We start from the raw sequence: 20,961 nt of genomic DNA, 5'->3' as shown, positions 1-20,961 counted from the left end.
ACGTAAAGTTAGCAACCTATAATGTCTGGATAGATATCAGCGGGTTCCTACGCCCGGCACCGGATTTTGCCAGTGCAGAGCGTAGGTTATCTGTTTTTGGGAAAATAAAAGTATGAAAAAAGTATGAGATTTTGGGTGTGGGTTCTCAAAATAATCAGCCGATGAGCGTCTGGAATTGATAAAATTCGACCCAGTTGCAGCGCTTTGAAAAGGTGGATTTTACGCTTTAAAATGTTGGTAGATTGTTAATGATGAAATTTCTTTTTATTGATCAATGATCTATATTTAGAGTGTTCCCCGTACACACGGGGATGAACCGTCTAATTCGCTCGGCCTCTTCTGCTGCTTTGCGTGTTCCCCGTACACACGGGGATGAACCGTGCAAAACTATCACGGACAATACAGTTAGCCAGTGTTCCCCGTACACACGGGGATGAACCGCGGGATAAGCCGGATTTGGCCGGGCTTTGGCCGTGTTCCCCGTACACACGGGGATGAACCGTAGCCGGCACGGATTGGTCGAGGGTTATCACCGTGTTCCCCGTACACACGGGGATGAACCTGACTGTTCCACTTTGTCAGTGCCATTACCAACGAGCGGGGCGAAACCCACAGTATCGGCTATTACCCGAATGGTCTGGTACAGACGGAAAACACCTTCGACGGTCGGATGTTCAGCTATGAATACGACCTGCTGGGGCAACTGACCAAGAAGACCGAAACCGGCACCGAAGGCACTGAGCTGACGACAACGTTTGAGCGGGATGAGATGGGGCGTCTGGTTAAGAAGACGCTGGCCGATGGCAGCAGTATTGACTACCGCTACGATGAATACGGCAATCTGACCGAAGTAGATGACGGCGAGCGTCCGCTGGTATGGCGTTATGACCTGATGGGCCGGGTGACTGAAGAGCATCAGGATTGGGCCTCGAACTATTTTAGCTATGATGCACTTGGGCAGGTTGAAAGCTGGCAGCTTCCCGATGCCAATGTGCTGAAGTATCAGCGTGGCAGAGGCGGTGTGCTAAAGCAGATTGACCTCAATGACTCAGTTTTGACACAGCACCTGTACCAAAATGGTTTAGAGAAAGAGCGTCATCAGGGCGCTGTTATCAGCAGCTTTGCCCATGACGAGCAGGGCAGGCTGACTTACCAGCAGCGCAGTTTGAGCCGTCAGGTGACTCGTAAACGGGATTACAACTATGACGCACGGGGCAATCTGACTCATATCAGTGACAGCAAAGACGGAGATATTCATTTTGAGTATGACCCGTTATCACGTTTGAAGGCAGTGCGGGGGAATATCGAAGAGCGGTTTGTGCATGATGTGACGGGGAACGTATTGTCGCAAATCCTCGGGCGTCATGATGACATCACCGGGGACAAGCTCGGTAATGCGCAGGGCAACCAACTGGCCTTTCATGGTGACAGTCACTATGAATATGATGAATTCGGTCGGCTGATGACCGAGAAACGGGGTAAGGGGCAGAGCCTCATTACAACCTATGAATACGACTGCCAGCACCGGCTTATCAAAGCCAGTCTGCCGGATGGCGCAATAGCCGACTACAGATACGATGCCTTCGGCAGACGGACCCACAAAACCGTCACTGATAAGGCCGGTAAGGCGACCACGACAGAATATTTGTGGCAGGGTGATAACCTGATAGGGGAAACCACCAATAGCGAATACCAGAGCTACATCTACGAGCCGGGCACTTTTAAACCACTGGCATTGCTTAAAGGTGAAGGTAAAGATGCGACACCGTACTACTACCACCTTGACCAAATCGGCACACCGATGGAAATCACCGATGTAGCAGGGCAGAGTGTGTGGGCAGTACAGTACCGCGCTTACGGTCGTGTGCTCACTCAACAGGTTGAAGAAATCCAAAGCCCGCTGCGTTTTCAGGGGCAGTATTACGATGCAGAAACGGGTTTACATTACAACCGTCATCGTTACTATAGTCCGAGCACTGGCCGCTTCACCACTGCTGACCCGATAGGGCTGGCGGGTGGTCTGAATAACTACCAGTATGTGCCGAATCCTACGGGATGGGTGGATCCGCTGGGGTTGGATAATAAGGCAACTAATTGTCCGGGGAGTAAGAATTCAGGGAATTCGAGTTCTCCAGAACCAGAAATGCCTCAGGTGCAGAAAGAATCGTTAGATTGGGATTCTGTGGTTCCTACAAAAGGAAAATAAGGGGCAAAGTCGCCCAGATCATGTTCGCCTTCATAATGTTGATAATCCTAATAAGCCTAGTCATGGTGTATTTTATGGAGATGGAGTTGATATTACTAATCAAGCATGGTCCAAAGCATTGCAAGAAGGGTTATCACCTGATGCTCAAGGAAGTCTATTTGTACCAATGAATAAGCTGGTAGGGCGGTCAGGTGGTCAAGCTGCTGATACAGGGGAGTTATTTTATGGTGTACATATAAAACTCGTTCCTGATTCGAACAAAATTATAACTGCATATCCTGGAAATTAGAGATTAAGTATGGAAAAGTTCTATTGGTTTTGTGAATGTTCTAACTGTCATCAAGGGCGGCTGATAATAACAGAAGATATAACAAATAATAGGTTGTATCTTCACTGCGAAGAGTGCGAGTACGGGTGGCTTAATCCATTAGATACTGATGATATAGAAAAAGGTTTTTTAACTTTATTAGAAGAGTTTGAAACTCGTAATCCTAGTATTGAAGATATTGGTCAATATAATTGGTTGGATTATGCAAAAAATAGTTTTGTAGAATGATATGGCAGCAAAATTAACAGGACAGATCTCTAACCCGATTCACAAATCCTGACCCCTTCAAAAAACAGCCGGGCTAAAAATAGTCCCGGCTGTTTTATTTCATATCAACTGATATCAGGGATGAGCACAATACAATCCGCGGTGATATTGACGGTGATTTTTACCCCGGTCTCAAACGTTATCTGGCCTATAGTCCGAGCACTGGCCGCTTCACCACTGCTGACCCGATAGGGCTGGCGGGTGGTCTGAATAACTACCAGTATGTGCCGAATCCTACGGGATGGGTGGATCCGTTGGGGTTGGATAATAAGGCAACTAATTGTCCTGGCGACGCTGCTACTTCTGATGAAGATTTAGATTTGTCTGGTGAACCTAGTTTGCCAGATGTGAATAGTTATTCTACACCTTATCAACCTTTAAGTGCATCACAACGCAAGGTAATAAGGAACAAGATTGAACAACGGGCTGTTTCTAAACGAGAATATCAGCATTATGATTGGGATAGACGTTTTAGTAACAGACGTAATCGTGGTGTTGATAGATTCTGGCGAGAAGAAAAGAAAAGACTTAAAAATGGTCAATGGGATGAGGCTCAAACAGAAGCTATATTGAATGGCAAAAGGCCTAAATTTGAGGGTGAGACAATGGAAGCACACCATCGATATAATGCTTTATCTTATCCTCATCTTGCGGATAATCCTGTGAATCTGTATCCCGCAACAAGATATGAACATTTATATCGTTGGCATGGTGGAAACTTTAGAAATGAAACGAGTGGAAAACCATTGAATGTTAATGTGAAAGAGGAATTTTAATGTCTAAAATATCTATATCAGTTAGTCAACCATTGGATAATATTGATGCTGCGAAATTTCTACATAAAACTTTAGGGATGTCATTAGTCGCAGCTAAAAAGACATTGGGATATGGTTATGAAGGTGTTTTTTTTACAGCAGAATTGTTCTTAAATGATTACCCTCAAGTTGCAAAGAAAATTCGTAGTATTCTTAAATATTTTGATTCGATTGGTGTGGAGTTGTACATCGTTGAAATATCCCCAGAAGAAGATTGGGAAGGTAAGATTAATGACGATAACAGAATATCTAGAGAAGAACTGATTCATATTCTGGATGAATCCGAAGGTAGCTATGAATGATTTTTATGCTCATTAAAACGAGCTGTGAAAATTAATAGAAACAGGCCGCTAACCTGATTCACAAATCCAACCCCCCCCCTCAAAAAACAGCCGGGCTAAAAATAGTCCCGGCTGTTTTCATTCACATCAACTGATATCGGGGACGAGTACAATACAATCCGCTGCAATATTGGCGGTGATTCTTACCCCGGTCTAAAACACAGCCTCACTCAGCCACTTGCCCTTGAGATGAATATCTGGGGTGCAGGTATTGTCCTGATAAATATGTAGCCAATGAGTTACATCTTATATTCCAAAACGAGCCGCAACTGCGGCTCGAAAACTAAATCAACCAATCAATCATCACATCAAATCTGATTCACCCGGCTCTTCATGATAGCGCACGTAATGGGTGGTAATCAGATTATTCAGATACAGCAGCACATTGCGCAGCTCTTGACTATTGTGCCGCTGTTCGGCTTCAAATATTTCTTCTAACTGGCGAAGATATTCGCGGGCTTTTTGGGCGAATTGGTGATCGTAAGGGATGGTTTCGTACATTATTTGACTCCTGGATAGTGATCAAAATAATTTCACCACAGGAGTTCCTACGCTCGGGTGGTGAACTGGAACAAGGTGTAGGAATGCCGTAATCCAGGACACGGCCAGCCAAAGCTGCCTTGCCCAGCTCACCATAATTCAGATGTGCTGAGGCCGCATATAGTAAAAAACCAACGTAAAGTTAGCAACCTATAATGTCTGGATAGATATCAGCGGGTTCCTACGCCCGGCACCGGATTTTGCCAGTGCAGAGCGTAGGTTATCTGTTTTTGGGAAAATAAAAGTATGAAAAAAGTATGAGATTTTGGGTGTGGGTTCTCAAAATAATCAGCCGATGAGCGTCTGGAATTGATAAAATTCGACCCAGTTGCAGCGCTTTGAAAAGGTGGATTTTGCTCTTTAAAATGTTGGTAGATTGTTAATGATGAAATTTCTTTTTATTGATCAATGATCTATATTTAGAGTGTTCTCCGTACACACGGGGATGAACCGATTGTCACTGGAGGATAGGGCTAACCTTATTAGTGTTCTCCGTACACACGGGGATGAACCGCGGCTTATGATTTGTTCATAACAGCATTCCCAAGTGTTCTCCGTACACACGGGGATGAACCGAATGTTTGAACGCCTTATGAATAGAATGAAAAGTGTTCCCCGTACACACGGGGATGAACCTGACTGTTCCACTTTGTCAGTGCCATTACCAATGAGCGGGGCGAAACCCACAGTATCGGCTATTACCCGAATGGTTTGGTACAGACGGAAAACACCTTCGACGGTCGGATGTTCAGCTATGAATACGACCTGCTGGGACAACTGACCAAGAAGACCGAAACCGGCACCGAAGGCACTGAGCTGACGACAACGTTTGAGCGGGATGAGATGGGGCGTCTGGTTAAGAAGACGCTGGCCGATGGCAGCAGTATTGACTACCGCTACGATGAATACGGCAATCTGACCGAAGTGGATGACGGCGAGCGTCCGCTGGTCTGGCGTTATGACCTGATGGGCCGGGTGACTGAAGAGCATCAGGACTGGGCCTCGAACTATTTTAGCTATGATGCACTGGGGCAGGTTGAAAGCTGGCAGCTTCCCGATGCCAATGTGCTGAAGTATCAGCGTGGCAGAGGCGGTGTGCTAAAGCAGATTGACCTCAATGACTCAGTTTTGACACAGCATCTGTACCAGAATGGTTTAGAGAAAGAGCGTCATCAGGGCGCTGTTATCAGCAGCTTTGCCCATGACGAGCAGGGCAGGCTGACTTACCAGCAGCGCAGTCTGAGCCGTCAGGTGACTCGTAAACGGGATTACAACTATGACGCACGGGGCAATCTGACTCATATCAGTGACAGCAAAGACGGAGATATTCATTTTGAGTATGACCCGTTATCACGTTTGAAGGCAGTGCGGGGGAATATCGAAGAGCGGTTTGTGCATGATGTGACGGGGAACGTATTGTCGCAAATCCTCGGGCGTCATGATGACATCACCGGGGACAAGCTCGGTAATGCGCAGGGCAACCAACTGGCCTTTCATGGTGACAGTCACTATGAATATGATGAATTCGGTCGGCTGATGACCGAGAAACGGGGTAAGGGGCAGAGCCTCATTACAACCTATGAATACGACTGCCAGCACCGGCTTATCAAAGCCAGTCTGCCGGATGGCACAATAGCCGACTACAGATACGATGCCTTCGGCAGACGGACCCACAAAACCGTCACTGATAAGGCCGGTAAGGCGACCACGACAGAATATTTGTGGCAGGGTGATAACCTGATAGGGGAAACCACCAATAGCGAATACCAGAGCTACATCTACGAGCCGGGCACTTTTAAACCACTGGCATTGCTTAAAGGTGAAGGTAAAGACGCGACACCGTACTACTACCACCTTGACCAAATCGGGACACCGACGGAAATCACCGATGTAGCAGGGCAGAGTGTGTGGGCAGTACAGTACCGCGCTTATGGTCGTGTGCTCACTCAACAGGTTGAAGAAATCCAAAGCCCGCTCCGTTTTCAGGGGCAGTATTACGATGCAGAAACAGGTTTACATTACAACCGTCATCGTTACTATAGTCCGAGCACTGGCCGCTTCACCACTGCTGACCCAATAGGGCTGGCGGGTGGATTGAATAACTACCAGTATGTGCCGAACCCGACCGGGTGGGTGGATCCGCTGGGGTTGGTTAAGAAGGATGGGAGTGGATGTCCCAAGCCTAGTTATCCTGCTGTTTTAGAATATGATGAACATGGCAATGAGATTATGTATAGGACTATGTCTGAACAGCATTTTGAGCATTTGCAACAGACTGGCGAACTTTTACCAACAACGGAGACATCTACATCTCCACTTCTTTCATATTCATCAAAGTATGATGGAGTTACTGTTAAGCTGGTTACAAATCCAGGAACATCTGCGGAACTTCAGAAAATAGGAATTGCAGCTAATAAACCTGCTTCTATAGAGTTTCCGAATATGTCAACTCGAACTGGTAAGTGGATGGATACAAATGCACGGTTTAAAGTGGAAAAAGGGCAGATGACTACTCAGTTAGGTCAAGGGAAAGCTATGCAGATATTTAATGAAAATTTAGTAGACTTTGAGCGTGTTTCTAAATAGCAGATGGGTAATTGAATGTTTTTAGAACAGAATAGAACAGATTTTTCCATGAAATTGGTTTTCCAATTATCTGAGGAATTAAAAAGAGATCCTAAGAGAATAGAAAAGACACAATCGCTAACTTTAAATTCATCAAAGCCACTCATGGGGTTAAAAGGGACTTATGGTCTTTTTGCATCAGACGAGTGGTGGAAGAATATTAGGTTAGGATTGATGCCTCAATTATATATAAAAGGAATTGTTCAGCGGGTTTATGAATCTGGTCAGGATACCTCAGGTATAAATAATACTGTTGATTTGTTATCAGATGATGGTTCCTTTCACTCTGTCGGTATTTATGTGAATGATATTAGAGATACTGATCTGTTTTGCGTTGGAAAAGAGGTGGAAATATTATATGTACTTGATGAGCTGAAAAAACAGCCTGCTTCAGATGGTAGTGTAAATTACTCAAGAATTGCAATAGAAATGGCTGTATCTATAGAAAATGATGGTAGATAGGAAGTAAGCCCTTATTAGGGAATTTTCTCCTAAATCCAATATCAATGTCATAATTTCTGAATAGTGATTCTATTGATAAAATGCTCTTAATATCTTATATCAATCAAAAGAATTGGGGTTTATACCTGATTCTTTCTTGAGAAAGATTAATTGTTTTTGCAATTTCTTCGATTAGTGGGTAAGGGGATTCCTGAGGAAGCAATGTTTCGGCTTCCTTGATGTTACCATCGATAATCAATTCATGGATATGCTGTGTTGTTTCTGTAATATCAGTAATATTTTGAATCCATTGATTCACATAAAGTGGTACGGCTTCATTAGATAAGCCGATCTGAATTGATCGATATTCTAGAGGTTGTAGATGAATGTCTCGCTCAGGATCCCATTGAATGCGAACCGGTGTCGCTTTCTTGATTTTTAACCATTCGTCTTTGTTTGTGTAATCGTTGGATTGATGACTAAGAAGACTGTGTGATAATGCCCATTCAAAGCCTGCTCTTGTAATATCGATTGCTAAGATACGGTTTTGCCTATTATCTTTTTTACCCCAACCCGAACGGTACATCATCCAGAGAAAAGAAGGCTTAATCCATGTCATTCGCTCTATCTTGAATGGTGGGGAAACGAAACGTCCATGTTTGAGTGCTGAATCGGCGATAATGTTGTTATATGCTTGATAGACACGAATGGTTTTGTCGTTATATGTAGCTCGGATCTGACGTGTTGGTGTAGTCATATTTATGTTTGATGTGGAAAAATACTTACCGGATTATACCAATTGAAATACCCTCCGTACATACGGCATGAACTGAGTGGAATTGTATAACACATACCAATATTGGTTTTGAATAATTTAAAATTTTAGGTAGAAAACCACTGTATACCCTATTTATTAGGAAATTTTATGAAAATCAGTTTTTTATAGAATAACTTAGAAGAAGTATTTAGACCTTTTTGCACATCAGATGTTGTTAATGATGATGGAATTAGCATTGTATCTTGTCTACTGATGGACGATGGCGGCTTATCTTATACAGATACAATTTCTTGGATTGATGAAGGGCTAGATAGGATCACTTCTGTTTTATCTGGAAAAGAGAGTTCTATAGATTGGTCTCGTGAGTCTTGGGGAGCTTCGATAACTATAGGTGGTGTCATTGTATATAGTGAATCATGCTGGTCATCATCAAGTTAGTATAAAAATCGCTCAAGAATATCCAGTAATGAATCGGGCTGCTGAGTTGGGCTATAACATAAATAGAGGCTCTAATGGTATAGCTTTGCCGACTGATATTGGAACATCTCTTGAAACTGGCCTGCCTTTGCACACAGGAAGGCATTTAAGTGCTCGACACGAAGGCTCTGCTGATGCGCTAGTTCACCGTGAAATGAATGCATTACAGAGAAAGTATGATAGAGGGATGATTGATGATTCAAACCTTATTAGTGAGATCGGAAATATTGAAGATAGGATTAGATTAGCACTTAAAACTAATCAAGTCCGTTTACAGGCGGCAGACCCACATTGGAAACCTAGGAATTAAGATGACGATTAAAATTTGGACGAATAAAGTTGATAACGATTTGTATTACACAACAGGAAAAGCCAGAAACCAGTCTATTCTTCATAGTTTAAAGTTAACTAGTGGCACCGCTCTATCCGATAGGTGGCCTGAAGTCGTTATTGATATTACGTCTGATTATAAGCCTGCAGATAGCTTTTTAAGTGGACCCATGTTAATCGTCAGTCGAGAATTAGCCGATCTAATTTATAAGTTTGCAACTGATAAAGAAGTAGAATATTTACCTGTAGAGGTTGTATATAAAGGAAATCCTCAGGGAGAATATGGATTTCTGAATATTCTTAATATATGTGATGTATTAGATCGAAGTAACTCTCAGTTTACGGAAATTGATGGGATGATTGATTCCATTGATTTAGTTAGAATTGATGAATCAGCAACAGAAGGGAAAACAATTTTTCAGTTAGACGCGATAGAATGGATTGTTTGTGTTGATAAAGGATTAGCAGAAGAAATTGAAAAAACAGCGTTTACTGGTATTGCCTTTAAATCGGAATCAGAATGGCAACCTTTTTAGTTTTTGATATTAAAATGAGATAAATTTTTAAAATTAACGAGGAAACTCAAACCCTAGGGCGGGATTGCACTTTGTAACAGATATGCTCTGTTGTTCAAGGACAGTCCGAATATTATACAACTGAGAGTGCTTTGGAACGTTCGGGATATAATGCAGAGAAGTTGTTTAGTGGTCTTCAAGTTGCTCCTCATCCTGATTATGGCTACAGACCGGGAGTTACAGCATATGAAGTTATGGAAGATACTCCGGCAGCATTTTGAAGGGGAAATACCTGCTGATACTTATAGGATTATAGAATGAACAGAGATATCAAAGAGCAGTTAAAAATTCTAACTTCCAAAGTTGAATCAGCAATGATTTTTGAGTCAGATGATGATGAAGAGGAATATAAAGTTAATAAAGAAAGCAAAGAGGAAGTGTTTGATTTTATATTAGGACAGTATAAAAATTTTAAAGATGAACTTATTTCTGAAAGCGATTACATATTTTTATTTGAACAGTGTATGGGTTTACTAGCTAATAATACTGGTTGTGCTGAAGATATGGAAATATTAGAATCCATATTGGATCGATTGTATGATATGAATATCATAGATCAAAATTGTTATCGAAATATAGTTGAGTCAAGTTCTTTAGGACGATGGTTAGATTGAGCTAAAAAAGAAATGACACATTATGTCTGATGATAAATAGGTAGCATTGAGGCGAGACTGTTCATTATTCTGGGTAGAATTCCAGGACAGTCCGAATATTATACAACTGTGAGTGCTTTGGAACGTTCAGGATATAATGCAGAGAAGTTGTTTAGTGGTCTTCAAGTTGCCCCTCATCCTGATTATGGCTACAGACCGGGAGTTACAGCATATGAAGTTATGGAAGATACTCCGGCAGCATTTGGTATAACTAGAGCTAATCCTCATTTAGGAGAAGGTGGTTTACCACAATTATATGTGCTAGATTTTCAAGTAAAATTAAAGCCATTATATTCAATTAAACTTGAGTAAATGTTTATGAGTAAAAACTATTGGGAGTTTATCTGGAAAAGTAGTCAAGGAATGCCTTGGTCTAGTCTCGAAAATAGTGGTCTTCAACATGATCCTTATATAAAAAATAAGGATTATGAATCGATCAAGTTTTCTAACATTTTGTGTGGTAACTATAAATATTATTGTGTTCTTTTCTTTTATCAGAAAAAGCTGACTCACATTCATGTCTATTCATCAAGTGATAATGCCAATGAACAAGATGCTTTAAATTATTGGAAGAACAATTTTGGAATGAAAATGAATTGGAATCAGTGTGATATTTTAGATGATAAAAAGAGTGGATATAAATATATAATAATATCTTGATTATACTGGTATTTTTATATTTAAATTAGCAGGAACACCTAATCAACACATTCAAGCCACCTCAAAAAAAACAGCCGGGCTAAAAATAGTCCCGGCTGTTTTCGTTCATATCAACTGATATCGGGGGCGAGCACAATACAGTCCGCTGTGATATTGACGGTGATCTTCGTCTCACTCATCCGGTTCTTCATGATAGCGCACGTAATGGGTGGTAATCAGATTATTCAGATACAGCAGCACATTGCGCAGCTCTTGACTATTGTGCCGCTGTTCGGCTTCAAATATTTCTTCTAACTGACGCAGATATTCGCGGGCTTTTTGGGCGAATTGGTGATCGTAAGGGATGGTTTCGTACATTATTTGACTCCTGGATAGTGATCAAAATAATTTCACCACGAGAGTTCCTACGCTCGGGTGGTGAACTGGAACAAGGTGTAGGAATGCCGTAATCCAGGACACGGCCAGCCAAAGCTGCCTTGCCCAGCTCACCATAATTCAGATGTGCTGAGGCCGCATATAGTAAAAAACCAACGTAAAGTTAGCAACCTATAATGTCTGGATAGATATCAGCGGGTTCCTACGCCCGGCACCGGATTTTGCCAGTGCAGAGCGTAGGTTATCTGTTTTTGGGAAATAAAAAGTATTAAAAAAGTATGAGATTTTGGGTGTGGGTTCTCAAAATAATCAGCCGATGAGCGTCTGGAATTGATAAAATTCGACCCAGTTGCAGCGCTTTGAAAAGGTGGATTTTGCTCTTTAAAATGTTGGTAGATTGTTAATGATGAAATTTCTTTTTATTGATCAATGATCTATATTTAGAGTGTTCCCCGTACACACGGGGATGAACCTGATGACGGGGAACCAAATCCCCATGTTCATATGTGTTCCCCGTACACACGGGGATGAACCTGACTGTTCCACTTTGTCAGTGCCATTACCAATGAGCGGGGCGAAACCCACAGTATCGGCTATTACCCGAATGGTCTGGTACAGACGGAAAACACCTTCGACGGTCGGATGTTCAGCTATGAATACGACCTGCTGGGGCAACTGACCAAGAAGACCGAAACCGGCACCGAAGGCACTGAGCTGACGACAACGTTTGAGCGGGATGAGATGGGGCGTCTGGTTAAGAAGACGCTGGCCGATGGCAGCAGTATTGACTACCGCTACGATGAATACGGCAATCTGACCGAAGTGGATGACGGCGAGCGTCCGCTGGTCTGGCGTTATGACCTGATGGGCCGGGTGACTGAAGAGCATCAGGACTGGGCCTCGAACTATTTTAGCTATGATGCACTTGGGCAGGTTGAAAGCTGGCAGCTTCCCGATGCCAATGTGCTGAAATATCAGCGTGGCAGAGGCGGTGTGCTAAAGCAGATTGACCTCAACGACTCAGTTCTGACACAGCACCTGTACCAAAATGGTTTAGAGAAAGAGCGTCATCAGGGCGCGGTGATTAGCAGCTTTGCCCATGACGAGCAGGGCAGGCTGACTTACCAGCAGCGCAGTCTGAGCCGTCAGGTAACTCGTAAACGGGATTACAACTATGATGCACGGGGCAATCTGACTCATATCAGTGACAGCAAAGACGGAGATATTCATTTTGAGTATGACCCGTTATCACGTCTGAAGGCAGTGCGGGGGAATATCGAAGAGCGGTTTGTGCATGATGTGACGGGGAACGTATTGTCGCAAATCCTCGGGCGTCATGATGACATCACTGGGGACAAGCTCGGTAATGCGCAGGGCAACCAACTGGCCTTTCATGGTGACAGTCACTATGAATATGATGAATTCGGTCGGCTGATGACCGAGAAACGGGGTAAGGGGCAGAGCCTCATTACAACCTATGAATACGACTGCCAGCACCGGCTTATCAAAGCCAGTCTGCCGGATGGCACGATAGCCGACTATCAATACGATGCTTTTGGTCGGCGGACCCACAAAACCGTCACTGATAAGGCCGGTAAGGCGACCACGACAGAATATTTGTGGCAGGGTGATAACCTGATAGGAGAAACCACCAATAGCGAATACCAGAGCTACATCTACGAGCCGGGCACTTTTAAACCACTGGCATTGCTTAAAGGTGAAGGTAAAGATGCGACACCGTACTACTACCACCTTGACCAAATCGGGACACCGACGGAAATCACTGATTTTGGTAAAGGGTTTTATACGACAACTGATTTCGCTCAAGCTAAAAATGGGCTGAACGTTATTCTGGTGAAGTATTAGAGTTTAGGATCCCACGCGAGGAATTTATGAGTCTTAATGAACTTAATATGGGCTCAAAAACTAACTCATCGTTGTTTAGGTTTTTCCGGCATAACAGGCTTGGCGGCAGGATGCATCAATATGATACTGTGTCTGGATCAATGTTGAGTAATCCTGGAGTATTTCTTCGTGGTGGAACAGGAAAAGCCTTTGGTCAGCAGACCACATTCCATACACAGAGAGCTATTAAGTTACTTTTTAAAGGATTACGGAAATGAGTCATTTTGAATTTAAGACAGATAGTGAAAGTGCGGCGTATTGTGAAGAGATCCTTGGAAAAATGATCGAATTATTTGCAATAGATAGTGAAGAAGCTATTGGAAGAATGAATAAGTATTGGCATAACCAAATAATCGTTGGTGAAGATGATCCTATCTACCATGAAGATGAAGAATATTGGGCAAAGACCATATTCTATGGGAAAGATTCTTTTTGGTGGATGAATCCACCAGATCTTAAGCCATTACCATATCCATAATAAATTTGGCAGTAATACTATCCCTAGAAGTTGAACGGAAACGAGCCGCAATTGCGGCTCGAAATCCAAATAACCAATAACTACACCAAATCCTCTCCTGGAAATTAGAGATTAAGTATGGAAAAGTTCTATTGGTTTTGTGAATGTTCTAACTGCCATCAAGGGCGGCTAATAATAACAGAAGATATAACAAATAATAGGTTGTATCTTCACTGCGAAGAGTGCGAGTACGGGTGGCTTAATCCATTAGATATTGATGATATAGAAAAAGGTTTTTTAACTTTATTAGAAGAGTTTGAAACTCGTAATCCTAGTATTGAAGATATTGGTCAATATAATTGGTTGGATTATGCAAAAAATAGTTTTGTAGAATGATATGGCAGCAAAATTAACAGGACAGATCTCTAACCCGATTCACAAATCCTGACCCCTTCAAAAAACAGCCGGGCTAAAAATAGTCCCGGCTGTTTTATTTCATATCAACTGATATCAGGGATGAGCACAATACAATCCGCGGTGATATTGACGGTGATTTTTACCCCGGTCTCAAACGTTATCTGGCCTATAGTCCGAGCACTGGCCGCTTCACCACTGCTGACCCGATAGGGCTGGCGGGTGGTCTGAATAACTACCAGTATGTGCCGAATCCTACGGGATGGGTGGATCCGTTGGGGTTGGATAATAAGGCAACTAATTGTCCGAGGAGTCCGGTTAATCCAGATCGAATTGTTAATGGAAGAAAAATCATTAATTCTGATTTAGCCGGTACAAAAGTTAAAACTGCGGGTGGTGATGTTTGGTTTGATAATGATGGATTTCCTGATTTTTCACCTTATTCACAGAAAAGTGTTCGTGTAGATGGACTCACGGGTGATATGTCGAACGATGTACCTCTTGCAATGAAAAAAGCTAATTTATCAACATATGATGAGACAAATTATGTATGGCACCATCATCAGGATACAAAAACTATGATGTTAGTTCCACGTAGTGTACATTCTGTGAGAAATGACGGCGTAGCACACACAGGAGGACGGGCAGTCATGCAGCATAACCTGAAAAATCCTACGATTAAATTACAATATCCTTCACCACCAGAGAAGTTATAAGAGAGGGGATTAAATGGAAAATTTATCTGATATCAAAAATATGTTAGATGGTATATGGAATGAGCCTTTGCATAGTGATCTAGTCACTAAAAAAATCGATGTTTCTATCTATGATGAATTAAGCAGCAGTATTCCTGATAGTAGTGTGTTAATAAAAGAAGTTTTCCCAGAAGATGAACTGTTGGAAATATGGAATAACTATAAACCATATTTGGAAGAATATAGTATTTTCCCATTTTTAGGTACGTTGGGAGAGGCTGTAATATGTATTGGGTATGGGAGTTATAATTTAGGTAAAATATTCTATTTTGACTTCGATTTTGGTCAGTTTTGCTTGGATAATGATTCATTGAATGTCTTCTTATCTAAATTAATTGATTAGTTTGAGGCTTCTTGTATTAAATTAACAGGGACGCTCTAACCGAAATCAAAAATTTAGAAACCCTCAAAAAAACAGCCGGGCTAAAAATAGTCCGGGCTGTTTTCATTCATATCAACTGATATCAGGGATGTAGTCAACGAGTTACATCTTATATTCCAAAACGAGCCGCAATAGCGGCTCGAAAACTAAATCAACCAATCAATCATCACACCAAATCTGATTCATCCGGCTCTTCATGATAGCGCACGTAATGGGTGGTAATCAGATTATTCAGATACAGCAGAACATTGCGCAGCTCTTGACTATTGTGCCGCTGTTCGGCTTCAAATATTTCTTCTAACTGGCGCAAGTATTCGCGGGCTTTTTGGGCGAATTGGTGATCGTAAGGGATGGTTTCGTACATAGTAGACTCCTAGAGGATGTAGAGATAATTTCACCACGGGAGTTCCTACGCTCGGGTGGTGAACTGGAACAAGAGTAGGAATGCCGCCCTCTAGGTACGACTAGCCGAAGCCGCCTTGCCCAGCTCACCATAATTCAGATGTGCTGAAGCCGCATATAGTAAAAAACCAACATAAAGTTAGCAACCTATAATGCTAGAGGTTATTTGCGGGTTCCTACGCCCGGCACCGGATTTTGCCAGTGCAGAGCGTAGGTTATCTGTTTTTGGGAAAATAAAAGTATTAAAAAAGTATGAGATTTTGGGTGTGGGTTCTCAAAACAATCAGTCGATGAGCGTTTCAGCGAATTTGAGTACAGTTTTAAAAAGGAATTGGACAGATGTTTGTCAGCGGCTTTCCTAAATTAGCAATTTATGGATAACTACAAGTTTGGAATGAAGTCCCCTTGGACTGAAGGTCAGATTTTGTGGAAACACTGCAAGCATCGGGTGAAATACGCATAATATTCAGCGAAATCGCGGATAAGTAAAGCGGGTCTCTGGTGAGAAAGATGAGGTTGTGACACCTCATCCTGTATGGGGCGAAAGTTAATGAATCACGATTTTATTTACAACAGCACTGGAACCATTGCATGACTGAATGAAGTATCGGCTTTCTACTCCAGCGTTGGTTTGTGCAAAAGCTTTCTTGAGGACAGTTATGTAATCGTTAATAGAAAGATCCATAAATTTCGGGTTCAGTACGATCTGATTCGAACCACAGCGAGTGTAAGTATCTAGCTGAATTTTATGAACCGGAATTAATGTAGCGTTCTTGCCATAAACAATACTACCTCGTTCGGCATCAGAAATGATCAGAGCATCAAATTCATTTTTATCGGTATACTTTGAATTAATTATCTGTTTTAACTGACTCCCTTCATATTCTTTATTTCCCAGTTCAAGCATTTTGAGATGCTTCATGTTACGCAATGTACCAATAGGAAGCGGGTGATGAGCATCAAGAGTCAGTTCCTCTATCTCCATTTTTTCAAGAGGGCTTACATTTATCGTCGGGTGATGTAGTTCGAGTGATTTCAATCCGGTCATTGCAGTGATCTGACCAATGTCACTGATATTTTTTCCGATTTTGTCTTTAAAGTACTCAGTGTTTCCCAGATAACGTCTATCATTCGGGTCATGAGTATCCCGATAATGAATCACCAGTTTTTGAATTGCTGGGTTATGAATAGCTGGTAGTTTTTCAACACCGGCAATATCGATTGTTAGCTGGTTTAAGGATTTCAGCATTGTAAGCGCTGAATAATCGGTTAGCCGGATGGTATCAAGTCTAAGAGACGTGAGGTTGGGAAATTGCTCGATTCCATTCAGAGAGGTTGTTTTATGCAGCACCAGAACCATTGCTTTGATTGTCGGTATTGGCGTGTGTAAGTCAAAAGTCAGGTGTTCTGCGGTGATGTCCAGCGTTTGGATATTTCTGAATCTTTCCAACCCATTTGTATGGAATTCTGGTGAGCTGATTGATAGCTCTTTTGTCGTATTTGGCAGTACAAGATTTTGTGGCGTGAATTTGGGACTGGTAAGGCTAAACTCTTTCAATCCTTGCAACTGGCTCAAGTCAAGCCGAGGCATCGGAGACATCAACGTGATATTCAAATTGGATAATTTCTTGAATTGCTTCAGAGAGGAGATTGTTTGGTAGAATTTCTCAGGATGGTCTGACTGTAATGTAAGTGAGATTCTTGTAACTGTATGATTTTCACCGATAAATTGAAGATCAATATCCCCGGCAGTAATTGATAGTATCCCCAAGATTCTGAATTTATTGATATTTTTTATATTAACTGAGTCTAGTTTTTCGAAACCGGAAGTCGTAATGTATGCGTCAGTATCAGTCATACGTCCGGCTAGCTCTACTTGTTCTGTTTTGGCAAAAATTTGAAATGAACCGCATAGATTAATGATGCCAATAATGAAGATTATCCTGATGAAAGATAACATGGTACCAAGCCTTATTCTTGTAATTGATAATATGTAGTCACTCTTATTGAGATGCTCACTATGATTAAACTACCTGACTCAATCAAGATAAAACGATGCGATTTTTTCTTTTTGGGATGAGAATCATATCAATACAAGACGAAGGCTCATCTGTGTTAAAGAGCATTCATCAATCTACCTGATAAATCCTGCTCATCTTATGGCCTGTTTTAAACATTTATTAGCCCAAGTTATATTTCTCAAAATATGTGAAATTATATTTACATTTAATATTAATTGAGGATAACAACATGTCACAGAATGCTAAATACTTGTTTTTTCGGGCAGATGATAGCAATCATATTATTGAGAAAAAATATTTTGCTGTTGCAGAAAATCAGTCACTGACTTTTCCTGAAATTGATTCATGCATAGCCCTTGTATTTGTCGGTAATAATAAGCTTGTTGGGTTTCATCTGGTTGCTACTGATTCTCGAAACGAATTTTTAGGATTTCCAGGAGCCGCAACAGGTACAAACATCCGCCAAAGTATTGATGATGTATTGTTAGGAGAAAACATCACGCTTGGTGCGAACAGCAAGTTTTTGATTGCTGGCGATTACAATAATGAAATTTGGAATGCGGTCTTGGGGGACGTCACAAATGGCCTTGCAGATGGTAACGGTACAAGGGTGGAAGAACATGGAAACTTACAAGTCACTTATAATACGGCCAATGCAACATTCACAGTGACTAAATAACGTTGTGATGCTCTGTACCTTTGATAACCCATCTTGAGACCCATCTGTAAATGGTAGCAATAATCATGTTGCTACCATTCTATTTTTATGAAAAATAATGACACATTAAAAATGGTTGATTATATGTTTCCGTATTTAAACGTATAATCCTTCTAATAAAAATCATTTATTATCTATCAGATTGATTCAAATCGAGCCGCAACCGCGGCTCGAAAACTAAATCAACCAATCAATCATCACACCAAATCTGATTCATCCGGCTCTTCATAATAGCGCACGTAATGGGTGGTAATCAGATTATTCAGATACAGCAGCACATTGCGCAGTTCTTGACTATTGTGCCGCTGTTCGGCTTCAAATATTTCTTCTAACTGGCGCAAGTATTCGCGGGCTTTCTGGGCGAATTGGTGATCGTAAGGGATGGTTTCGTACATAGTAAACTCCAGAGATTGATGAGAAGAATTTCACCACGGGAGTTCCTACGCTCGGGTGGTGAACTGGAACAAGGTGTAGGAATACCGCTCTCTGGAATGCGGTCAGCTAAAGCTGCCTTGCCCAGCTCACCATAATTCAGATGTGCTGAGGCCGCATATAGTAGAAAACCAACGTAAAGTTAGCAACCTATAATGCCAGAGATTTATATCATGGGTTCCTACACCCGGCACCGGATTTTGCCAGTGCAGAGGGTAGGTTATCTGTTTTTGGGAAAATAAAAGTATTAAAAAAGTATGAGATTTTGGGTGTGGGTTCTCAAAACAATCAGCCGATGAGCGTTTCAGCGAATTTGGGGACAGTCAGTTTTAAAAAGGAATTGGACAGAAACGTGCTAGATCCCATGCTCTAAAACGTTTCTGTCAGATTAGGAAAAGTATATTGATACCTTGATTGTTTGTATGGACAATAAATATCCAAATTAGGGTAAAGTGAGCCCCAGGCTTTAGCAGCAACTAAAGCTTGTTAGCTTATAAACTATGAATAGTACTTAAACACATAAAACTGATTTGAACGAAAGCAGCCACGCGTTTGTTAGCCCACTGTACTTCAACGTTCAAAGAACCTTGATGACGACCGAGATGACCATGCATCCAAGACTATTTGAGCACTCTCTAATGGCGTTTGAATACTTGTATCAAGCTCAAAATCATACTCCGAGTAACTATGTACATGCGCTAAGTGGTATTCAGCCTCGCCACTGTACCTATTGCCAATATGTCGATCGTCTCGCCCTAACTCCCTTTCACGTAAAATACTAATTGGACAGTGAACGCCAACAAAGAATAAGTCATGACCAGCTAACATTACCTTTAGTTCATCGTACCATTCATTCGACTCAATTATATGGTCTAAGATGACATTGTTTCCTGAATCTAATATCGATTTTATACACGTATGGAAGGCAGTAAAAAACTTTGGACGATTGAACTTCCAATCAAACACTCCACCATCATTTTTGCGCTTTGGAAGCATACCCACTTCCACTAGTTGATCCGAAGCGAAGTGCCAAAAAGGAATTGGCGCTTGAGCCTGAATTTGTTTTGCAAGCGTAGACTTTCCGCTACTGCAAGTCCCGTTTAGAAAGATAATTTTTGACATAAAATCCTTTTTGATTGCTTGTGGGCTAACGCCTCAATCAGCGGCTAACCGAAGTGAAGGCAAATTTGGGGTAACGTGAGCGCAGCGAACCCCAAATTTGACGGAACGGAGGTTAGTCCGCCTGCATTGATTTGTTATGCAATGCCCAGTTTTTAAACTTCAGTCTATATAGCCGCACCAGTCGGTTATGAAACTCCTGAACCGTGTAATCCCCAAATCCCGCCTTCTCGGCAACCCTGACAGATGCGGTATGTTCCGGCTCGATGATAACAACTATCGATTCACAGCGTTTTAGATCGAAAGCATAATTTATAACACCTTTTGCAGCTTCAGTCGCGAGCCCTTGATGCCAGTACCTACGCGCCAATCGATAACCTAGATTAATTTCCTCAACTTCACCGACTAACTCAGGGCCAACACCGCAGAAGCCAATAAGGTCACCCGATTCTTTCTCAGACAAAGCCCATGGGCCGAGTCCGTGTGATGAATAACACTCAATGCACCAGTCTATAAATTTACGGGTGGCCTCCTCGTCGCAAACTCCACGAACGGAATACTTCATAACTTCCGGGTCACTTAGAATCTCAGCTAGTGCTGGAACGTCCTGGAAAGATAACTGCCTTGCGATCAATCTATCCGTTTCAAACAGTTGCACTAAATTCTCCCTATGCATAACAGTGATTATACAAATATAGCCTATATAAAATTGTGAGAAATCACAGATACAATTTAATTAACATACTGTTTTATAAGTCTTAAACTTCCCTAGGCTCACAGATTACAGAAGATGCCTGTATACGTTTTATCTACTAGATGCATACTCTGCTATTAGAAAAAATAGGTCAAGATCTAACATAAGACAGTGGTCAGGAACCTAGGCCCAATACATTTCGGGGCACAAACTAATGATGACCTCACCGTTTAATCATCAAAATCTTCTCG

The 20,961-nt window shown here is 41.9% G+C and carries 25 protein-coding genes, 2 pseudogenes and 1 CRISPR repeat array; of the genes and pseudogenes, 19 read left to right on the top strand and 8 right to left on the bottom strand.

What is annotated here, in order from left to right; genetic code table 11:
• Positions 1-290 precede the first annotated feature (290 nt).
• A CRISPR array of direct repeats spans positions 291-563; the repeat unit is 29 nt; unit sequence GTGTTCCCCGTACACACGGGGATGAACCG.
• Between the two features lie 107 nt (positions 564-670).
• The 5 genes and pseudogenes from BSQ33_RS01755 to BSQ33_RS01740 all read left to right on the top strand — a co-directional run bounded on the left by BSQ33_RS01755 (position 671) and on the right by BSQ33_RS01740 (position 3,918).
• Positions 671-2,206, top strand: a complete 1,536-nt coding sequence (locus BSQ33_RS01755; RefSeq protein ID WP_232471942.1) for an RHS repeat-associated core domain-containing protein — start codon at positions 671-673, stop codon at positions 2,204-2,206.
• A 298-nt stretch (positions 2,207-2,504) separates the two neighbouring features.
• Positions 2,505-2,762, top strand: a complete 258-nt coding sequence (locus tag BSQ33_RS01750) for a hypothetical protein (RefSeq protein WP_088133117.1) — start codon at positions 2,505-2,507, stop codon at positions 2,760-2,762.
• 89 nt (positions 2,763-2,851) lie between these two features.
• Positions 2,852-3,007 (top strand): annotated as a pseudogene (locus BSQ33_RS22165) (hypothetical protein); the annotation flags it as partial.
• A 54-nt stretch (positions 3,008-3,061) separates the two neighbouring features.
• Positions 3,062-3,577, top strand: a complete 516-nt coding sequence (locus tag BSQ33_RS21785; protein WP_198298134.1) for a hypothetical protein — start codon at positions 3,062-3,064, stop codon at positions 3,575-3,577.
• Positions 3,577-3,918 carry a hypothetical protein gene (locus tag BSQ33_RS01740; RefSeq protein ID WP_088133115.1) on the top strand — a complete coding sequence of 114 codons (342 nt, stop codon included), beginning with the start codon at positions 3,577-3,579 and terminating at the stop codon, positions 3,916-3,918. The genes BSQ33_RS21785 and BSQ33_RS01740 overlap by 1 nt, the downstream gene beginning before the upstream one ends.
• Before the next feature lie 342 nt (positions 3,919-4,260).
• On the opposite strand, the gene BSQ33_RS01735 is transcribed toward BSQ33_RS01740, so the two are convergent.
• Complete coding sequence (locus BSQ33_RS01735) at positions 4,261-4,458, bottom strand: hypothetical protein (RefSeq protein ID WP_088133114.1); 198 nt, start codon at positions 4,456-4,458, stop codon at positions 4,261-4,263.
• A 783-nt stretch (positions 4,459-5,241) separates the two neighbouring features.
• Here BSQ33_RS01735 and BSQ33_RS01730 point away from each other — a divergent pair.
• Together BSQ33_RS01730 and BSQ33_RS01725 are read left to right on the top strand one after the other, a co-directional pair.
• Positions 5,242-7,083: an RHS repeat domain-containing protein gene (locus BSQ33_RS01730; protein WP_232471941.1), complete on the top strand. Its 1,842-nt coding sequence runs from the start codon at positions 5,242-5,244 to the stop codon at positions 7,081-7,083.
• A gap of 15 nt (positions 7,084-7,098) precedes the next feature.
• Entirely contained in the window at positions 7,099-7,584 is a 486-nt protein-coding gene (locus BSQ33_RS01725) for a hypothetical protein (protein ID WP_088133112.1), read from the top strand.
• Between the two features lie 103 nt (positions 7,585-7,687).
• On the opposite strand, the gene BSQ33_RS01720 is transcribed toward BSQ33_RS01725, so the two are convergent.
• Positions 7,688-8,320 carry a DUF4291 domain-containing protein gene (locus tag BSQ33_RS01720; RefSeq protein ID WP_088133111.1) on the bottom strand — a complete coding sequence of 211 codons (633 nt, stop codon included), beginning with the start codon at positions 8,318-8,320 and terminating at the stop codon, positions 7,688-7,690.
• 430 nt (positions 8,321-8,750) lie between these two features.
• Between BSQ33_RS01720 and BSQ33_RS01715 the strand changes: the two genes are divergently transcribed.
• The 5 genes from BSQ33_RS01715 to BSQ33_RS01695 all read left to right on the top strand — a co-directional run bounded on the left by BSQ33_RS01715 (position 8,751) and on the right by BSQ33_RS01695 (position 11,036).
• Entirely contained in the window at positions 8,751-9,128 is a 378-nt protein-coding gene (locus tag BSQ33_RS01715; RefSeq protein ID WP_232471966.1) for an AHH domain-containing protein, read from the top strand.
• A gap of 1 nt (position 9,129) precedes the next feature.
• Positions 9,130-9,684, top strand: a complete 555-nt coding sequence (locus tag BSQ33_RS01710; protein WP_088133109.1) for an imm11 family protein — start codon at positions 9,130-9,132, stop codon at positions 9,682-9,684.
• A 296-nt stretch (positions 9,685-9,980) separates the two neighbouring features.
• Positions 9,981-10,337, top strand: a complete 357-nt coding sequence (locus tag BSQ33_RS01705) for a hypothetical protein (RefSeq protein ID WP_088133108.1) — start codon at positions 9,981-9,983, stop codon at positions 10,335-10,337.
• Positions 10,338-10,454: 117 nt separating this feature from the next.
• Positions 10,455-10,688: a hypothetical protein gene (locus BSQ33_RS01700; protein ID WP_088133107.1), complete on the top strand. Its 234-nt coding sequence runs from the start codon at positions 10,455-10,457 to the stop codon at positions 10,686-10,688.
• A gap of 6 nt (positions 10,689-10,694) precedes the next feature.
• Entirely contained in the window at positions 10,695-11,036 is a 342-nt protein-coding gene (locus BSQ33_RS01695; RefSeq protein WP_157721338.1) for a hypothetical protein, read from the top strand.
• Positions 11,037-11,207: 171 nt separating this feature from the next.
• Here the strand turns inward: BSQ33_RS01695 and BSQ33_RS01690 are convergent, their stop codons facing one another.
• Entirely contained in the window at positions 11,208-11,393 is a 186-nt protein-coding gene (locus tag BSQ33_RS01690) for a hypothetical protein (RefSeq protein ID WP_072961407.1), read from the bottom strand.
• Positions 11,394-12,053: 660 nt separating this feature from the next.
• Here BSQ33_RS01690 and BSQ33_RS01685 point away from each other — a divergent pair.
• The 6 genes and pseudogenes from BSQ33_RS01685 (at position 12,054) to BSQ33_RS01660 (ending at position 15,285) form a co-directional block, all read left to right on the top strand.
• Positions 12,054-13,277, top strand: coding sequence for a hypothetical protein (locus BSQ33_RS01685; protein WP_232471940.1), 1,224 nt, complete (start codon positions 12,054-12,056; stop codon positions 13,275-13,277).
• Between the two features lie 253 nt (positions 13,278-13,530).
• Positions 13,531-13,794, top strand: a complete 264-nt coding sequence (locus BSQ33_RS01675) for a hypothetical protein (protein ID WP_088133103.1) — start codon at positions 13,531-13,533, stop codon at positions 13,792-13,794.
• A 117-nt stretch (positions 13,795-13,911) separates the two neighbouring features.
• Positions 13,912-14,169, top strand: coding sequence for a hypothetical protein (locus BSQ33_RS01670; RefSeq protein ID WP_088133101.1), 258 nt, complete (start codon positions 13,912-13,914; stop codon positions 14,167-14,169).
• An 89-nt stretch (positions 14,170-14,258) separates the two neighbouring features.
• A pseudogene (locus BSQ33_RS22160) lies at positions 14,259-14,414 on the top strand (hypothetical protein); the annotation flags it as partial.
• 54 nt (positions 14,415-14,468) lie between these two features.
• The gene (locus BSQ33_RS21495; RefSeq protein ID WP_198298133.1) at positions 14,469-14,903 is read left to right on the top strand and encodes an HNH endonuclease; all 435 of its coding nucleotides are present in this window, start codon (positions 14,469-14,471) and stop codon (positions 14,901-14,903) included.
• A gap of 13 nt (positions 14,904-14,916) precedes the next feature.
• Complete coding sequence (locus BSQ33_RS01660; protein ID WP_088133099.1) at positions 14,917-15,285, top strand: SMI1/KNR4 family protein; 369 nt, start codon at positions 14,917-14,919, stop codon at positions 15,283-15,285.
• A 205-nt stretch (positions 15,286-15,490) separates the two neighbouring features.
• Here BSQ33_RS01660 and BSQ33_RS01655 read toward each other — a convergent pair whose 3' ends face one another.
• Both BSQ33_RS01655 and BSQ33_RS01650 read right to left on the bottom strand, forming a co-directional pair.
• Entirely contained in the window at positions 15,491-15,688 is a 198-nt protein-coding gene (locus BSQ33_RS01655; RefSeq protein ID WP_021021299.1) for a hypothetical protein, read from the bottom strand.
• A gap of 585 nt (positions 15,689-16,273) precedes the next feature.
• Complete coding sequence (locus BSQ33_RS01650; protein WP_088133097.1) at positions 16,274-17,686, bottom strand: hypothetical protein; 1,413 nt, start codon at positions 17,684-17,686, stop codon at positions 16,274-16,276.
• A gap of 290 nt (positions 17,687-17,976) precedes the next feature.
• On the opposite strand from BSQ33_RS01650, the gene BSQ33_RS01645 reads away from it, so the two are divergent.
• Entirely contained in the window at positions 17,977-18,426 is a 450-nt protein-coding gene (locus BSQ33_RS01645) for a hypothetical protein (protein ID WP_088133095.1), read from the top strand.
• A 236-nt stretch (positions 18,427-18,662) separates the two neighbouring features.
• On the opposite strand, the gene BSQ33_RS01640 is transcribed toward BSQ33_RS01645, so the two are convergent.
• From BSQ33_RS01640 to BSQ33_RS01630, 3 genes are all read right to left on the bottom strand, one after another.
• Entirely contained in the window at positions 18,663-18,860 is a 198-nt protein-coding gene (locus tag BSQ33_RS01640; protein ID WP_088133093.1) for a hypothetical protein, read from the bottom strand.
• Positions 18,861-19,467: 607 nt separating this feature from the next.
• Positions 19,468-20,019: a chloramphenicol phosphotransferase CPT family protein gene (locus BSQ33_RS01635; protein WP_088133091.1), complete on the bottom strand. Its 552-nt coding sequence runs from the start codon at positions 20,017-20,019 to the stop codon at positions 19,468-19,470.
• A gap of 112 nt (positions 20,020-20,131) precedes the next feature.
• The gene (locus tag BSQ33_RS01630; protein ID WP_021021578.1) at positions 20,132-20,674 is read right to left on the bottom strand and encodes a GNAT family N-acetyltransferase; all 543 of its coding nucleotides are present in this window, start codon (positions 20,672-20,674) and stop codon (positions 20,132-20,134) included.
• Positions 20,675-20,961 lie beyond the last annotated feature (287 nt).

It is taken from the genome of Vibrio gazogenes (genome assembly GCF_002196515.1).
Taxonomy (GTDB): Bacteria; Pseudomonadota; Gammaproteobacteria; order Enterobacterales; family Vibrionaceae; genus Vibrio; species Vibrio gazogenes_A.
This window is presented reverse-complemented; position numbering and strand designations above follow the sequence as displayed.

What these genes read in the sequence shown, in the direction of transcription:
- BSQ33_RS01720 (WP_088133111.1), bottom strand. Translation starts at nt 8,320, where the DNA reads ATGACTACACCAACACGTCAGATCCGAGCTACATATAACGACAAAACC.
- BSQ33_RS01735 (WP_088133114.1), bottom strand. Translation starts at nt 4,458, where the DNA reads ATGTACGAAACCATCCCTTACGATCACCAATTCGCCCAAAAAGCCCGC.
- BSQ33_RS01635 (WP_088133091.1), bottom strand. Translation starts at nt 20,019, where the DNA reads ATGTCAAAAATTATCTTTCTAAACGGGACTTGCAGTAGCGGAAAGTCT.
- BSQ33_RS01695 (WP_157721338.1), top strand. Translation starts at nt 10,695, where the DNA reads ATGAGTAAAAACTATTGGGAGTTTATCTGGAAAAGTAGTCAAGGAATG.
- BSQ33_RS01660 (WP_088133099.1), top strand. Translation starts at nt 14,917, where the DNA reads ATGGAAAATTTATCTGATATCAAAAATATGTTAGATGGTATATGGAAT.
- BSQ33_RS01650 (WP_088133097.1), bottom strand. Translation starts at nt 17,686, where the DNA reads ATGTTATCTTTCATCAGGATAATCTTCATTATTGGCATCATTAATCTA.
- BSQ33_RS01725 (WP_088133112.1), top strand. Translation starts at nt 7,099, where the DNA reads ATGTTTTTAGAACAGAATAGAACAGATTTTTCCATGAAATTGGTTTTC.
- BSQ33_RS01685 (WP_232471940.1), top strand. Translation starts at nt 12,054, where the DNA reads ATGTTCAGCTATGAATACGACCTGCTGGGGCAACTGACCAAGAAGACC.
- BSQ33_RS01690 (WP_072961407.1), bottom strand. Translation starts at nt 11,393, where the DNA reads ATGTACGAAACCATCCCTTACGATCACCAATTCGCCCAAAAAGCCCGC.
- BSQ33_RS01750 (WP_088133117.1), top strand. Translation starts at nt 2,505, where the DNA reads ATGGAAAAGTTCTATTGGTTTTGTGAATGTTCTAACTGTCATCAAGGG.
- BSQ33_RS01640 (WP_088133093.1), bottom strand. Translation starts at nt 18,860, where the DNA reads ATGTACGAAACCATCCCTTACGATCACCAATTCGCCCAGAAAGCCCGC.
- BSQ33_RS01710 (WP_088133109.1), top strand. Translation starts at nt 9,130, where the DNA reads ATGACGATTAAAATTTGGACGAATAAAGTTGATAACGATTTGTATTAC.
- BSQ33_RS01705 (WP_088133108.1), top strand. Translation starts at nt 9,981, where the DNA reads ATGAACAGAGATATCAAAGAGCAGTTAAAAATTCTAACTTCCAAAGTT.
- BSQ33_RS01755 (WP_232471942.1), top strand. Translation starts at nt 671, where the DNA reads ATGTTCAGCTATGAATACGACCTGCTGGGGCAACTGACCAAGAAGACC.
- BSQ33_RS01675 (WP_088133103.1), top strand. Translation starts at nt 13,531, where the DNA reads ATGAGTCATTTTGAATTTAAGACAGATAGTGAAAGTGCGGCGTATTGT.
- BSQ33_RS01670 (WP_088133101.1), top strand. Translation starts at nt 13,912, where the DNA reads ATGGAAAAGTTCTATTGGTTTTGTGAATGTTCTAACTGCCATCAAGGG.
- BSQ33_RS01655 (WP_021021299.1), bottom strand. Translation starts at nt 15,688, where the DNA reads ATGTACGAAACCATCCCTTACGATCACCAATTCGCCCAAAAAGCCCGC.
- BSQ33_RS01740 (WP_088133115.1), top strand. Translation starts at nt 3,577, where the DNA reads ATGTCTAAAATATCTATATCAGTTAGTCAACCATTGGATAATATTGAT.
- BSQ33_RS01645 (WP_088133095.1), top strand. Translation starts at nt 17,977, where the DNA reads ATGTCACAGAATGCTAAATACTTGTTTTTTCGGGCAGATGATAGCAAT.
- BSQ33_RS01730 (WP_232471941.1), top strand. Translation starts at nt 5,242, where the DNA reads ATGTTCAGCTATGAATACGACCTGCTGGGACAACTGACCAAGAAGACC.